General features: G+C 58.7%; 15 protein-coding genes. 8 read left to right on the forward strand and 7 right to left on the reverse strand.

Annotation, left to right across the window (positions count from 1 at the left end; genetic code table 11):
- The first annotated feature begins 182 nt into the window (after nt 1–182).
- Nucleotides 183–437, forward strand: coding sequence for a type II toxin-antitoxin system Phd/YefM family antitoxin (locus tag AC1DLB_RS07350; RefSeq protein ID WP_477744658.1), 255 nt, complete (start codon nt 183–185; stop codon nt 435–437).
- Complete coding sequence (locus tag AC1DLB_RS07355; RefSeq protein WP_064616223.1) at nt 434–688, forward strand: Txe/YoeB family addiction module toxin; 255 nt, start codon at nt 434–436, stop codon at nt 686–688. Before AC1DLB_RS07350 ends, AC1DLB_RS07355 begins: the two co-directional genes overlap by 4 nt.
- 6 nt (nt 689–694) lie before the next feature.
- Here the strand turns inward: AC1DLB_RS07355 and AC1DLB_RS07360 are convergent, their stop codons facing one another.
- Complete coding sequence (locus tag AC1DLB_RS07360; RefSeq protein WP_477784811.1) at nt 695–1,870, reverse strand: acetylornithine/succinylornithine family transaminase; 1,176 nt, start codon at nt 1,868–1,870, stop codon at nt 695–697.
- Between the two features lie 102 nt (nt 1,871–1,972).
- Between AC1DLB_RS07360 and AC1DLB_RS07365 the strand changes: the two genes are divergently transcribed.
- The gene (locus AC1DLB_RS07365) at nt 1,973–2,878 is read left to right on the forward strand and encodes a LysR family transcriptional regulator (protein WP_026286730.1); all 906 of its coding nucleotides are present in this window, start codon (nt 1,973–1,975) and stop codon (nt 2,876–2,878) included.
- A 75-nt stretch (nt 2,879–2,953) separates the two neighbouring features.
- Nucleotides 2,954–3,967 (forward strand): sensor domain-containing diguanylate cyclase, encoded by a 1,014-nt coding sequence (locus tag AC1DLB_RS07370; protein ID WP_477744659.1) that lies wholly within the window; start codon nt 2,954–2,956, stop codon nt 3,965–3,967.
- A 15-nt stretch (nt 3,968–3,982) separates the two neighbouring features.
- Here the strand turns inward: AC1DLB_RS07370 and msrA are convergent, their stop codons facing one another.
- From msrA to msrB, 3 genes are read right to left on the reverse strand one after another with little or no spacing between them, the layout of a single operon-like run.
- The gene (gene msrA / locus AC1DLB_RS07375; RefSeq protein WP_018930166.1) at nt 3,983–4,699 is read right to left on the reverse strand and encodes a peptide-methionine (S)-S-oxide reductase MsrA; all 717 of its coding nucleotides are present in this window, start codon (nt 4,697–4,699) and stop codon (nt 3,983–3,985) included.
- A gap of 28 nt (nt 4,700–4,727) precedes the next feature.
- Nucleotides 4,728–6,527, reverse strand: coding sequence for a cytochrome c biogenesis protein DipZ (locus tag AC1DLB_RS07380; protein WP_477744660.1), 1,800 nt, complete (start codon nt 6,525–6,527; stop codon nt 4,728–4,730).
- A gap of 43 nt (nt 6,528–6,570) precedes the next feature.
- Nucleotides 6,571–7,086, reverse strand: a complete 516-nt coding sequence (msrB, locus tag AC1DLB_RS07385; protein WP_018930164.1) for a peptide-methionine (R)-S-oxide reductase MsrB — start codon at nt 7,084–7,086, stop codon at nt 6,571–6,573.
- Between the two features lie 152 nt (nt 7,087–7,238).
- On the opposite strand from msrB, the gene AC1DLB_RS07390 reads away from it, so the two are divergent.
- From AC1DLB_RS07390 to AC1DLB_RS07405, 4 genes are all read left to right on the forward strand, one after another.
- Nucleotides 7,239–7,955 carry a response regulator transcription factor gene (locus AC1DLB_RS07390; RefSeq protein WP_477784812.1) on the forward strand — a complete coding sequence of 239 codons (717 nt, stop codon included), beginning with the start codon at nt 7,239–7,241 and terminating at the stop codon, nt 7,953–7,955.
- Nucleotides 7,952–9,475, forward strand: coding sequence for a sensor histidine kinase (locus AC1DLB_RS07395; protein ID WP_477745584.1), 1,524 nt, complete (start codon nt 7,952–7,954; stop codon nt 9,473–9,475). Before AC1DLB_RS07390 ends, AC1DLB_RS07395 begins: the two co-directional genes overlap by 4 nt.
- 66 nt (nt 9,476–9,541) lie before the next feature.
- Nucleotides 9,542–10,057, forward strand: coding sequence for a hypothetical protein (locus tag AC1DLB_RS07400; protein WP_477784813.1), 516 nt, complete (start codon nt 9,542–9,544; stop codon nt 10,055–10,057).
- Between the two features lie 136 nt (nt 10,058–10,193).
- Nucleotides 10,194–10,898: a hypothetical protein gene (locus AC1DLB_RS07405; protein WP_018930160.1), complete on the forward strand. Its 705-nt coding sequence runs from the start codon at nt 10,194–10,196 to the stop codon at nt 10,896–10,898.
- A 131-nt stretch (nt 10,899–11,029) separates the two neighbouring features.
- Here AC1DLB_RS07405 and cyoE read toward each other — a convergent pair whose 3' ends face one another.
- The 3 genes from cyoE to AC1DLB_RS07420 form a co-directional block, all read right to left on the reverse strand.
- Nucleotides 11,030–11,917, reverse strand: a complete 888-nt coding sequence (cyoE, locus tag AC1DLB_RS07410; protein ID WP_007941628.1) for a heme o synthase — start codon at nt 11,915–11,917, stop codon at nt 11,030–11,032.
- An 11-nt stretch (nt 11,918–11,928) separates the two neighbouring features.
- Nucleotides 11,929–12,258 (reverse strand): cytochrome o ubiquinol oxidase subunit IV, encoded by a 330-nt coding sequence (gene cyoD, locus AC1DLB_RS07415; protein ID WP_007941629.1) that lies wholly within the window; start codon nt 12,256–12,258, stop codon nt 11,929–11,931.
- Nucleotides 12,259–12,489, reverse strand: a 231-nt coding sequence (locus AC1DLB_RS07420) for a cytochrome c oxidase subunit 3 (protein ID WP_477784814.1), incomplete at its 5' end; no start/stop codon positions are given. It abuts the gene before it with no gap.

Below are 12,489 nucleotides of genomic sequence, written 5' to 3' on the forward strand. Positions count from 1 at the left end.
CACGACTAGCTGGCGAGATTGTCAGAATGGGATTACATCGTTCGCAGAAACGTCTTGAAGAAGCTTCAGCGATACTTTAACCCAGCGTGGATATGTCGTCTGCGTAATGACCACTCGTAGGTGTCGCCTTGTCATCATGTACTCATTTCTGTACGTTTTTTGCCTTGAGCGAGGACTACAACATGCAAACCATCAGCTACACCACCGCACGTGCACATCTGGCCGAAACCATGGATCGGGTCAACGAAGACCGCACCCCATTACTGGTTACCCGCCAGAAAGGCGAACCTGTGGTGATGATGTCTCTGGCGGAGTACAACGCTCTCGAAGAGACAGCCTATCTGCTCCGTTCTCCAGCCAATGCCGAGCGACTGATCAAATCAATCGGTAACCTGCGAGCAGGGAAGACCAAAGTCAGGCAACTTATCGAAGAATGAATATCGAGTTCACTCCTGAAGGCTCGGACGACTATTTGTGGTTTCAGCAAAACGATAAGGCCGGGCTCAAACGAATCAACCTGCTGATCAAGGCGATCCTGCGTGAGCCCTTCGAAGGATTGGGCAAACCTGAACCGCTCAAACACAATCTGAGCGGCCTCTGGTCACGCCGAATCACCTCCGAGCATCGCCTGGTTTATGCAATCGAGAATGGTGAGGTGCGCATCGTGCTTTGCAGGTATCACTACTGAGCACATTCAGGCCGCTTTCACCGCCCGCCCCACTCCTCTGACAATCATTTCCACTTCCCGCTCATCAATCGTCAGCGGTGGCAGCAGGCGAATGGTCTTGCCCCGTGTCACGTTGATCAGCAAACCGTGATCCCGTGCGGCGATCAGGGTCAGGTCGCGGATTGGTTGGGCGAGTTCGATGCCGATCATCAATCCCTGGCCACGGATCACCAGGACGTTCGGATCGTCGGCCAGTTCGACGCGCAATCTGGCAAGCAGGCGTTCGCCCTGAAGTCTGGCGTTTTCCAGCAGGCCTTGTTCCTCGATGATCTCCAGCACGGTGCAACCCACCCGACACGCCAGCGGATTGCCGCCGAATGTACTGCCGTGGCTGCCAGGTGTGAATAAATCCGCAGCCCTGCCCCGAGCCAGGCAGGCACCGACGGGCACTCCATTACCCAGGCCTTTGGCCAAGGTCATGACGTCCGGGATGATGCCTTCGTGCTGAAACGCAAACCACTGGCCGGTACGGCCGATGCCGGTCTGGATTTCGTCGAGCATCATTAACCAGGCGCGTCGGTCACAGAGCTCACGCACTGCTTTGAGATAACCAGGCGGCGCCACTTGCACACCACTTTCGCCCTGAATCGGCTCCATCAGAATCGCCACAATGCGTGGGCCGTGGGCTTTCTGCGCCTTCTCCAGGGCAGCGAGGTCGCCGAATGGCACTTTAATGAAGTCCCCCGGCAACTTGTTATACCCCAGGCGCACCGCCGGGCCGTCACTGGCCGACAAGGTGCCGAGGGTCCGTCCGTGGAAAGCGTTCTCCATGACCACTACCAGCGGCTGCTCGATGCCTTTGTGCCAGCCGTAAAGCCGCGCAAGTTTCAGCGCAGTTTCGTTGGCTTCGGCACCGGAGTTATTGAAGAACGCCCGCTCCATGCCCGACAGCCGAACCAGTTTCTGCGCCAGTCGCTGTTGCCAGTCGATGCTGTACAGGTTGGATGTGTGCAACAGCAACCCGGCCTGTTCGCTGATGGCCGACACGATTCGCGGGTGGGAATGACCGACGTTGGTCACCGCCACGCCCGCCACCGCGTCCAGGTATTCACGACCGGCCTGATCCCACAGGCGCGTGCMCAGGCCTTTGCTGAAACTCAGGGCCAGAGGTTGGTAAGTGCTCATCAGGCAGGTGGCGGTCATGACATCAAGCTCCATCAATAGTCGGTGTTTTTGCAGTATGGTTAGCCACCTGAGCTGGATAAATACCGCAACACTTCAATCATTTTAAAGCTGAGCTTGATAATGGATTTATTCCAGGCAATGACCGTTTACGTAAGAGTGGTGGAAGCCGGCAGCATGACCGCCGCCGCTTTGCAGTGCGAAATGTCCACGACCATGGTCGGTAATCATCTGCGGGCTCTGGAGCAACGCCTGGGTGTGCGCTTGCTCAACCGTACGACACGGCGTCAGCGTTTGACGGAATTCGGCACGGCGTACTATCAGCGGTGTCTCGAAGTGCTGGGGCTGGTGGCTGACTCCGAACGCCTGGCCGAACAAACCCTCGACGAGCCGAGCGGCACTCTGCGCATCACCGCACCGCTGACCTTCGGCACCGAACGGCTCGCACCGGCCCTGAGCGAATTCACCCTGCGCTGCCCGCAAGTCAAACTCGATGTCGTTTTGACCAACCAGCGCCTGGACTTGCTCGACAACGGTTTCGACGTGGCGATTCGTCTGGGCACGACCGAGCTGTCCAACATGATTTCTCGCCCGCTCATCGACTACACGATGACCCTGTGCGCATCGAAGGATTATCTGGAGCGTCGAGGCACACCGCAGAAACCCGCCGACCTGCAACACCATGACTGTTTGGCCTTCGCCTACCCGGCCGGAGATGACTGGCACTCGGTAGCCAAACAATGGCGCCTGAAGGGGCCCGAAGGTGAAGTCATGGTGGCGGTCAGCGGGCCGATGTTGATCAACAGCTCGGCGGGGTTGCATCAAGCGGCGCGAACCGGCATGGGCATCGTGATGGTTCCCGATGCGCTGGTGGAACAAGACCTTCGGGACGGAAAACTGGTGGCCTTGATGCAGGACTACCAACTGCCAAGTCGGCCGATGAACCTGGTGTATGCCCAGGACCGCTACCGTTTGCCGAAATTGCGCAGCTTCGTTGACTTTGCACTGCAGTGGTGGGGCAAGCACTAGCCGGGGCAATACGCCATGAACTAATCTCCTCGACTGACGAGTCACGTTAATATCAGGACGGCAGGGAGACCGATGATGGGTGAGGCATCGAAAATCGAGCCGTTGAAGTTCGATCTGTCAGATTTTAACGAAGACATGCTGCACACCATTCTGGAACTGGTCAGCGATGGTATCTGGGACTGGAACGCCAACACCGGGTTCGTCTATCGCAACCCCGGGTGGTACGAGATGCTCGGCTATACGCCTCATTCCCTGGACAACAATGTGTTGACCTGGGAAAACGTGATCCACCCCGACGATTATTCGCGGGTCATGGCGTTGTTTGATGACTACCTGGATCAGCGCGCTCCCGGTTATCAGGCCGAGTATCGCTGTCGCATGCACGATGGCACTTACACCTGGATCGAGGATCGCGGCTACGTGCTGGCACGTAATGCCGACGGCTCGGTGGCGCGAATGATCGGCGCGCACCGCAGCATCGAAGACAAGAAACGCCTGATCGAAGAAATGGAGCGGCGTAATCAATCCCTGGAAGCCATCGTCAAGGAACGCACTCGGGAGTTGTCCCGGGTCAATCAGCAGTTACAGATTCAACTCGAAGAAAATCGTAAATTGGCAGAAACCGATGTGCTGACCGGCATCGCCAATCGCTATCGACTGGAGAAAACCCTGCCCAAGGAATGCGACCGCGCCCAACGCTTCCGCGAACCCCTGTCGCTGATCGCCATGGACCTCGATGACTTCAAAAACATCAACGATCACTACGGTCACGCCCTGGGAGATGCAGCGTTGGTGCAAGTGATCGAGAGTGTGAAGCACTGCGTGCGCAAAGGCGATCTGTTGGCGCGCTGGGGCGGTGACGAATTCATCCTGATTTTGCCCAATACCTTGTTGGCCGACGCCAGGTCACTCGCTGAAAGAATCCGTCATGGCCTGGCGAGCCTGCTGCCGGTCGGGGACTATCAAGTGACCATGAGTTTTGGCGTGGTGCAGCGCTTTGAAGAAGAACAACAGACCGGGTTGCTGGCCAGGGCCGATCAGGCGTTGTATCGGTCGAAAATCGCGGGCAAGAACCTGATTTCTGGGTGAGGCGACTCCGTCCTGTCAGCCGCCCTGCATGCCCGCTTTCACCAATACTGGTTTTTCCTGATACCGATTCGGAAACAGTTGCTTCAACTGCGCCACTTTCGGCAGGTCATTGATCACGATGTAGGGGTAGGTCGGATGCTCGGTCAGGAAGTCCTGATGCTCCTCTTCCGCCGGGTAGAAACCGTTGTAGCTTTCCAGCTTGGTGACAATCGGTTTATTGAACGAATGGGCAGCGTCGAGCTGGGTGATGTAAGCCTGGGCGACGCGTTGCTGTTCGGTGCTTTTCGGGAATAGCGCCGACCGATACTGAGTGCCTCGGTCCGGGCCCTGGCGGTTGAGTTCGGTGGGGTTGTGGACCACCGAGAAATAGATCTGCAGCAGGCTTCCGTAACTGACCTGAGCGGGATCGAAGGTCACTTCGACGGCCTCCGCATGGCCGGTGTCACCCTCGCTGACCCGCTCGTATTGAGCGGTATTGGCTGCGCCACCGGCATAACCGGAAACCGCATTTTTCACCCCTTTGACATGCTGGAACACGCCTTGGACGCCCCAGAAGCAACCGCCGGCAAAAACCGCCGTTTCGCTGTGCGCCTGGGTGGTTTCATCAAGCGTCGGCGCCGGGATGAGGACCGCCTCTTCGGCGCCTGCGAACGAGAATGCAGAGCACTGACCGATAACGCTGGCGGCGGCCAAACCCAGAAATGTGCGACGCCAGTTGAATGGGGTTTTCATGGGCTGTCTCCTGAATGAATGGGGGCTATCAACCAAAGGTAAACGCATACGCCGACACACCCGGATCGAGAAACTCGATGCTGAAGGTCCGGTCTTTTACGCCTGTGCTCTGGCGTACCAGTTGATACAACCGCTGCTCGGTGACGCTGCCGCGGCCATCAGGCGCGACGTCGATACCGTGGGCATCACCTGGGGGCTTGCCATCGATCAACACTTTGAAACGCACCGGTTTGCCGTCAGCACCGGGGCCCAACACCAAGTGCAAGTCGCGAGCGTGAAAGCGATAGACGATACGACTGGCCGCAGCGTTTGAAACGGCCCGCTCCGGACCGACAGCCCATTGACCGTCCAAGCTCCAGTCATTGAGGGCCAGTTGTGACGGTGGCTTATAGGCAGTCGCCTTGTCCGGCACCAGGCTGGTTTCAGAGGCGAAATGCTCCATCCGCCGGTAGCCGACATAGGTTTCGGGCGATTGCACTTCATTCATGTCCGGGGCGAGTTGAACACCCTGGGCGTTGGCATTGATCAGCCCCTGCGCGACTTTCGCCGCTCCCGCCTCACGCAACAGTTGCTGAATCACTTGCTCGGACTCGGCGTACTTGCCTTCACCAAAATGGTGATAACGAATGCGTCCCTGAGCATCGGCAAAGTAATGGGCCGGCCAGTATTCGTTGTTGAAAGCACGCCAGATCTTGTAGTCATTATCGATGGCCACCGGGTAGGTGATGCCCAGGTCCTTCATGGCTTTGGTGACATTGCCCACATCCCGTTCGAAGGCAAACTCGGGCGCATGGACACCGATCACCACCAAACCCTGATCGCGATACTTCTCAGCCCAGGCCTTCACATACGGCAGGGTGCGCAGGCAGTTGATGCAGGAGTAAGTCCAGAAATCCACCAGCACGACCTTGCCCTTCAACGCCTGAGCGGTGAGTGGGGGCGAGTTGAGCCATTGCACGGCGCCGTCCAGGGATGGAAGGCTGCCCTCAATCGGCAGCGCGTTCGCGGTCACTTTCATCGCATCTCCAGTGGCCATCATGCCGCCGGCGGGTTGATCGCCGGCCCGTGGAATCTGCGCCATCATCGCCCCGCTGTTGGCCGGAGTCTTACTGGCCAACCGGTTGACCAGCGCCTGTTCGAGACCGCCGGTGGACGCCGTTGAAACCCGCGCCAGAATCCCGGTGTCCAGTCCCAGGGCTATCGCCACCACACCAACCAGCATCGCAGCGCCCAGGCCTCGACGCAGCCACTCGCCCGCGCCTATCGAGCGCTTCATTGCGGCGAAGACTTTACCGCCCAGCAGCAGTGCCGCAGCGAGAGAAGTGGCGGCACCGGCCGCGTAAGCCAGCAGCAACAGAGTGGTTGCGATGCTTGCCCCTTGCAGCGCCGCACCGGTCAGCAGCAAACCCAGAATCGGCCCGGCGCAGGGTGCCCAGAGCAGGCCCGTGGCGACGCCGATCAGGAATGAAGCGCCGGGACGCGGCCGGGCATCGGCGCCCGCGGCTTGCGACAGCCGACCGCCGGCTGCCACCAGTGGACGCGTCAGGCGTTCGGCCAACCGCGGCAGCAACAGCGTCAACCCGAACAGTGCAACGAACAGCAACGCGAGCCAGCGACCGTATTGATTGACTTGCACCACCCAACCGCCGCCCACCGCCGCCAACGAGGCGACGAGCGCGAAGGTCAGCGCCATCCCCGCCAGCAGCGGCAAGCCACTTTTCATAAACGGCTGCCCGGTGCGAGCGAAGACAAAGGGCAATACCGGCAGAATGCACGGGCTGACAATCGTCAGCACACCACCGAGATAAGCGAGGACCAGAAGCCACATATCGTCGACCTGCATGAAGTGAGTGAAAGGAAGTGCCCATGGATTACGCCTGTGGCTTGAAGGTCAGCGCCAGGCCGTTCATGCAGTAGCGCAGCCCGGTGGGCTTTGGCCCATCCTCGAAGACATGCCCCAGATGACCGCCGCAACGACGACAGTGCACCTCTTCGCGCAATACACCGAAGGAGCGGTCCTGTCGGGTGGCCACCGCGTTGTCCAGGGGAGCCCAGAAACTCGGCCAGCCAGTACGACTGTCGAACTTGGTGTCGGAAGAAAACAACGGCAGATCACAACCGGCGCAGGCAAAAACGCCTTTGCGGTGCTCGTTGTTCAGCGGGCTGCTGTAGGCCCGTTCGGTGCCCTCTTCGCGCAGTATTTCGTACTGCTCGGCGCTGAGCCGGGCATGCCATTCGCTGTCGCTGTGGGTCACCTCGAAAACCTCCTGCGCGCGGGCTTCATCGACCAGCGCAACGCTTGTGGAAAATTTTGGCAATACACCGATCACCAGGGCTGCAGCCCCCAGCCCGCCGCTCGCTACAAGAAACTGTCGCCGTGAAAACATGGCCTTCTCCAAAATTCCAGGTGCCTTGCATGGAACACAGCCTAGGCTTGAGTTGATCGCCAAATCCTCACGAGGAGTTAAATAATTCGTGATAACTCAACCTCAGGAAAACCCGCACAATGTGTTCATTGCGTCACAAAGGATCGAGCTCCATGGAACAGACCAAACGCGTCCTGGTGGTCGAGGACGACCTGCACATCGCCGACCTTATCTGCCTGCATCTGCGTGATGAGCAGTTCGAGGTGGTGCACTGCGCCGACGGCGACGAGGGCATGCGTCTGTTGCAGCAAGGAAGCTGGGACGCACTGATCCTCGACCTGATGCTGCCCGGCGTCGATGGCCTGGAAATCTGCCGCCRCGCCCGGGCCATGGCCCGTTACACACCGATCATCATCACCAGTGCGCGCTCCAGCGAAGTACATCGGATTCTGGGACTGGAGCTGGGCGCAGACGATTACCTGGCCAAACCCTTTTCCATGCTCGAGCTGGTGGCACGGGTCAAGGCACTGCTGCGACGGGTCGACGCCATGGCCCGCAATCTGAAAATGGATGCTGGCAGTCTGATCAGCGATGGCCTGTCCATCGACCCGATCACCCGTGAAGTCTCCCTCGACGGCCGGCGTCTTGACCTCACGCCACGGGAATTCGACCTGCTGTACTTCTTTGTCCGTCAGCCTGGCAAAGTCTTCTCGCGCATGGACCTGCTCAATGCGGTGTGGGGCTACAGCCACGAAGGCTATGAACACACGGTCAACACTCATATCAACCGCCTGCGGGCAAAGATCGAGGCCGATCCGGCGCAACCGGCGCGCATCCTCACGGTGTGGGGCCGTGGCTACAAATTCGCAGCAAGCGGAGAGCAGCCATGAGGCTGACCCTGACTCAACGCCTGTCCCTGGTGTTCGCCGTGCTGTTGCTGGTGTGCTGCGGTACCTCGGCGTGGATGCAGGTGCGCTCCAGTCAGATGCATGAACTGGAAGTGGTGCAAGGCTTGTCGCGGGATCTGGCGCAACACATTGCCCACGACACCGTGCTGATGGACCGCAATGGCCCGATGCCCAATGCGGTGCGCGAACTGTTCAGCCAGCTGATGCTGGTCAATCCCAGTGTCGAGGTCTATCTGCTGGACACAGGAGGCCGGATTGTCGGCAGCGCCGCGCCCGAAGGCCGGATACACAGGGAGCAGGTCGATCTGCTGCCAATCCAGCGCTTGCTCAAAGGCGAGGCATTGCCGATTCTCGGCGACGATCCACGCAGCGTCGATGGTCGCAAGGTGTTCAGCGCCGCGCCTTTGCGGGTCAACGGTCAGCCGGCCGGTTATCTGTACGTGGTGTTGCTCAGCGAAGCGCATGACCGCTTCGCCGAGCGCGGAGCCACCAGCGCCGCACTCAATACCGCGTTGTTGTCCATCGGACTGGTGGCGTTGCTGTGCCTGATTGCCGGCCTCACGGCATTCGCCCTGATCACCCGGCCATTGCGTCGCTTGACCGAGAAAGTCAGTCAGTTCGATATCAACGGCGTTCCGACCGCTTCGCCCGAACCTGAGCCGGAGCCCATGGAAAAGGCCGCCAGCCACGATGAAATAGCCGTACTCGACGCAGCCTTCCGACAGATGCAAGCGCGCCTCGGTGAACAATGGCGCTCGCTGACCCGTCAGGATCAGGAGCGTCGCGAACTGGTGGCCAACATTTCCCACGACCTGCGCACACCGCTGGCCTCGCTGCACGGTTACCTGGAAACCCTTTCGCTCAAGGACGCCACCTTGTCCCCCGCCGACCGCCGTCGTTATCTGGGAATCGCCCTGGATCAAAGCCGCAAGGTCGGCGGCCTGGCGCAATCACTGCTGGAACTGGTGCGGCTGGAACACGGTTTCGTGCAACCGGTGCTGGAGCGTTTCTCCCTGACCGATCTGGTGCAGGACATTTTTCAGAAATTCGAACTCAGCGCCGAAGCGCGCCAGATTGAACTCAAGGCCACCTTCGCCCCCAACGTCGCCGTGGCCTGCGCCGACCTGGGGCTGATCGAGCGGGTGCTGACCAATTTGTTCGACAACGCCCTACGCCACACGCCCCCAGGCGGAGAAATCGAACTCAGCCTCCGCCCCCAAGGGTCTTTTATCGAAGTGACCGTCAGCGACACCGGTCCTGGCATCGCCCCCCCATTACGTGAAGGGCTGTTCCTGCGTCCATTCAACATTGGTGGCGCACGGCGCGATGGCGGGCTGGGATTGCGGATCGTGCACCGAATCCTGCAATTGCACGGTCGCGAGATCGAGCTGATTGATGTGCCGGGACGCGGCGCGACTTTTCGCTTCTCCTTACCGGTGGATGAGCAAACGGCGGAGCAATGGATGACTCGTTCGATGAATATGAATTCGACGGGGAAATAGTCGATAGCCTCGGCCATGGCAGCAGCTATTATCCGGACTCTTCATTCCCGGCACGGATGCTACGTAATGCTCAATACCCTGCAAAACACCCCGCTATGGGTTTATGCGATCTTTCTGCTGCTCTGTTACTACGGCGTCAAAGCCTTATCCCCAACCCATGAAAGCAAAACGTCGTTGCTTGTCACTCCACCGCTTTTGCTCGGCTGGTCGTTGTACTCGCTGAACCTGACGCTGAACCCTCAACTATCGATTGGCTGCTGGTTGGCCGCCGTCATTATGGGCAGCCTCACGGCACTGGTTGTATTTGCGCACAAGGGTATTGAGCTGGATGATCCGGAAACCGGGCTGATCGTGCCGGGCACGGTTAAAACACCGGTGCTCTACCTGCTGTTTTTTGCCGTGAACTATTACTTTGGCTATCAGGATGAGGTGCATCCGGAGTTCGCCGTCACTGTTGAGATGTTGCTGCTCAAGGCCACGGCGTCAGGTTTTGTCTGCGGATTGATCAGCGGGCGGGCGCTGAAACTTTATYGGGTGCTACTGACACTCCAGGCAAAACGCCCGCAGATGTCAGTCAGCTAAAAGCGCTCTCACCAAAAATGCAGACCAGCCACCGGTTCATCCGTGACAACGCAGCGCTGGTCCAATAGATTAGGCGGCCTGAAAAAGCCCCGTGCTTTCTCGCCTCTATCCAAGTTAAAGAAGTAGTGAAATTTCAATGTCCGATTCCAATACCGCTGAATCCGTAGTCACCTTGTCGTCCAAAGCGGAATACGAAAACTCCATCAATCTTTCACAACACGTGCCTCAGGCCAAGACCATCAGCGAGATGGTTCTGGACGCTTTTCAATCCACCCGGGAAAGCGACCAGATCCGCGAACTGCGCGCCGCGATTCGCCAGGCTCACGACAGCTTCGATGACGATAAAGCCTACGAATTGATGGGCGAACTCAAGCAATTGAAAGACGCCGAAGCGGCCGATATTGCCGCCCTGGAAGACCTGAGCAGCAAATTCCCGATCAGCCGCATTCTGTCCAGCTTCAAGGACGACCCGGCGTTCCAGGAAATCGTTTATGGCTTGGCGCTGAAAGTGCTGAACCAGACTCACCAAGCCATCAGCAACCCGAGCAGCGGCAAGAGCAAAGCGGCTCGCGCCAAAAAAGAAGTCGAAGTGTTCACCATCAGCAAGGACGGCATCAGCGTCACCCTGCCCCTGCGCACCCCGCGCTCGCGCCTGAACGTTGACCGTGAAGCGCTGGAATTCCTGGGCTTCACTTTCGTCGGCGAAGGTGAAGAAGCGGAGCTGGAAAGCGAGACGTTCCTGGACAATGCCGGGGCCGAACAACCGGTCAACCGAAAAAACATCATCACCGCGCTGCAGCAGCAGACCGCGTTCGACGGTTACAGCATCGCCGCGCAGTAACGCTAAACGCTGCACACAAAAATCCCCGCCATCAAGCGGGGATTTTTATTGCCTGTACACCAATCGTGATTAAACGAAAAAGCCCCGCCCTTCTCACGAAGGGCGGGGCTTTTCTTTACAACATCCGACGCTTAAGGCGCGTACGTCAGCAACAACTCGCTCGGCACTTTGAAGTCCAAAGACATCATCACGCTCAACGCGGTAATGGTGAAGATCGAGAACACGAACAGCTTGCGTGCCCAGACCGTGTCATCCACTGCCTTGTAGCCGGTCCAGGCCATGTACAGCCAGTACATGCCCATGGCCGCGGCGACGGCGAGGTAGCTCATGCCGGCGTAGCCGCTGAAGGTCAGCATCAAGGTCGCCACGAGGAAGGCCAGGATGTAGAGCAGGATGTGTTTCTTGGCCACTTCAATGCCGCGCTTCACTGGCAGCACCGGAATCGATGCGGCCAGGTAATCGTTGAAGCGGAAGATTGCGATGGCGTAGGAATGCGGCATCTGCCACAGGCTGAACATCACCAGCAACGTCAGTGCGGCCATGTCGAAGTTATTGCTGACCGCGACGTAACCGATCACCGGTGGCATCGCCCCCGACAGACTGCCCACCAGCGTGCCGTGAACCGACTTGCGCTTGAGGTACAGGCTGTAGAAGCCGACGTAGATGACAAAACCGATCACCGCGAACAACGCGGCCAACGGGTTGGCCACCTTGTACAACAACGCAACGCCGGCGACACCCAGGACGGTCGCATAAGCCAGGGCCAGTTTCAGGGAGATCAAGCCCTGGACCAGCACCCGGTTCTTGGTGCGTTCCATCTTCAGGTCGATGTCGCGGTCGATGCAGTTGTTGAACACGCAACCGGAAGCCACGACCAGGGACGTGCCGATCATCGCGGCCAGGAAAATGGCCAGATCGACATGCCCTTTGGAGGCCAGGAAAAATCCGCCTGCCACAGAAAGCACGTTACCGAAAATGATCCCCGGTTTGGTGATTTGGATAAAGTGCTTAAAGGACATCCGGACTTACCTCACTTCGCCATCATGTTGGTGTGGATGCTGAACATGATCCACAGCGACAGGCCAACCAGCAGGACAATCACGATCGCGGCGAAAACAAACGCAATCACGTTGTTACGCTGCGCGGCGGAACGGTCGAGGTGGAGGAAGTACACCAGGTGCACCAGCACCTGGATAACGGCGAAAGCCAGTACGATCCACAGGGTCAGCGACTTCGGCAGCGACGGGTACATCACCAGACCGAACGGGATCAGGGTCAGGATTACCGACAGGACGAAGCCAATGACGTAGGACTTGACGCTGCCGTGACCGGCGTCGTCATGAGAGTGCGCGTTAGCCATTTACATAGTCCCCATCAGATAAACAACGGTGAATACGCAGATCCACACCACGTCCAGGAAGTGCCAGAACAGGCTCAGGCAGCTCAGACGGGTCTTGTTGGTCGCCGTCAGGCCTTTTTTCTGCACCTGGTACATCATGATCGCCATCCAGATCAGACCRCTGGTCACGTGCAGACCGTGGGTGCCGACCAGGGTGAAGAACCCGGACAGGAAGCCCGAACGGTTAGGGCC

The organism is Pseudomonas sp. 05N434, assembly GCF_056396965.1.

What these genes read in the sequence shown, in the direction of transcription:
- msrB (WP_018930164.1), bottom strand. Translation starts at nt 7,086, where the DNA reads ATGTTTTCACGGCGACAGTTTCTTGTAGCGAGCGGCGGGCTGGGGGCT.
- cyoD (WP_007941629.1), bottom strand. Translation starts at nt 12,258, where the DNA reads ATGGCTAACGCGCACTCTCATGACGACGCCGGTCACGGCAGCGTCAAG.
- AC1DLB_RS07350 (WP_477744658.1), top strand. Translation starts at nt 183, where the DNA reads ATGCAAACCATCAGCTACACCACCGCACGTGCACATCTGGCCGAAACC.
- AC1DLB_RS07395 (WP_477745584.1), top strand. Translation starts at nt 7,952, where the DNA reads ATGAGGCTGACCCTGACTCAACGCCTGTCCCTGGTGTTCGCCGTGCTG.
- AC1DLB_RS07380 (WP_477744660.1), bottom strand. Translation starts at nt 6,527, where the DNA reads ATGTGGCTTCTGGTCCTCGCTTATCTCGGTGGTGTGCTGACGATTGTC.
- AC1DLB_RS07365 (WP_026286730.1), top strand. Translation starts at nt 1,973, where the DNA reads ATGGATTTATTCCAGGCAATGACCGTTTACGTAAGAGTGGTGGAAGCC.
- AC1DLB_RS07355 (WP_064616223.1), top strand. Translation starts at nt 434, where the DNA reads ATGAATATCGAGTTCACTCCTGAAGGCTCGGACGACTATTTGTGGTTT.
- cyoE (WP_007941628.1), bottom strand. Translation starts at nt 11,917, where the DNA reads ATGTCCTTTAAGCACTTTATCCAAATCACCAAACCGGGGATCATTTTC.
- msrA (WP_018930166.1), bottom strand. Translation starts at nt 4,699, where the DNA reads ATGAAAACCCCATTCAACTGGCGTCGCACATTTCTGGGTTTGGCCGCC.
- AC1DLB_RS07405 (WP_018930160.1), top strand. Translation starts at nt 10,194, where the DNA reads ATGTCCGATTCCAATACCGCTGAATCCGTAGTCACCTTGTCGTCCAAA.
- AC1DLB_RS07370 (WP_477744659.1), top strand. Translation starts at nt 2,954, where the DNA reads ATGGGTGAGGCATCGAAAATCGAGCCGTTGAAGTTCGATCTGTCAGAT.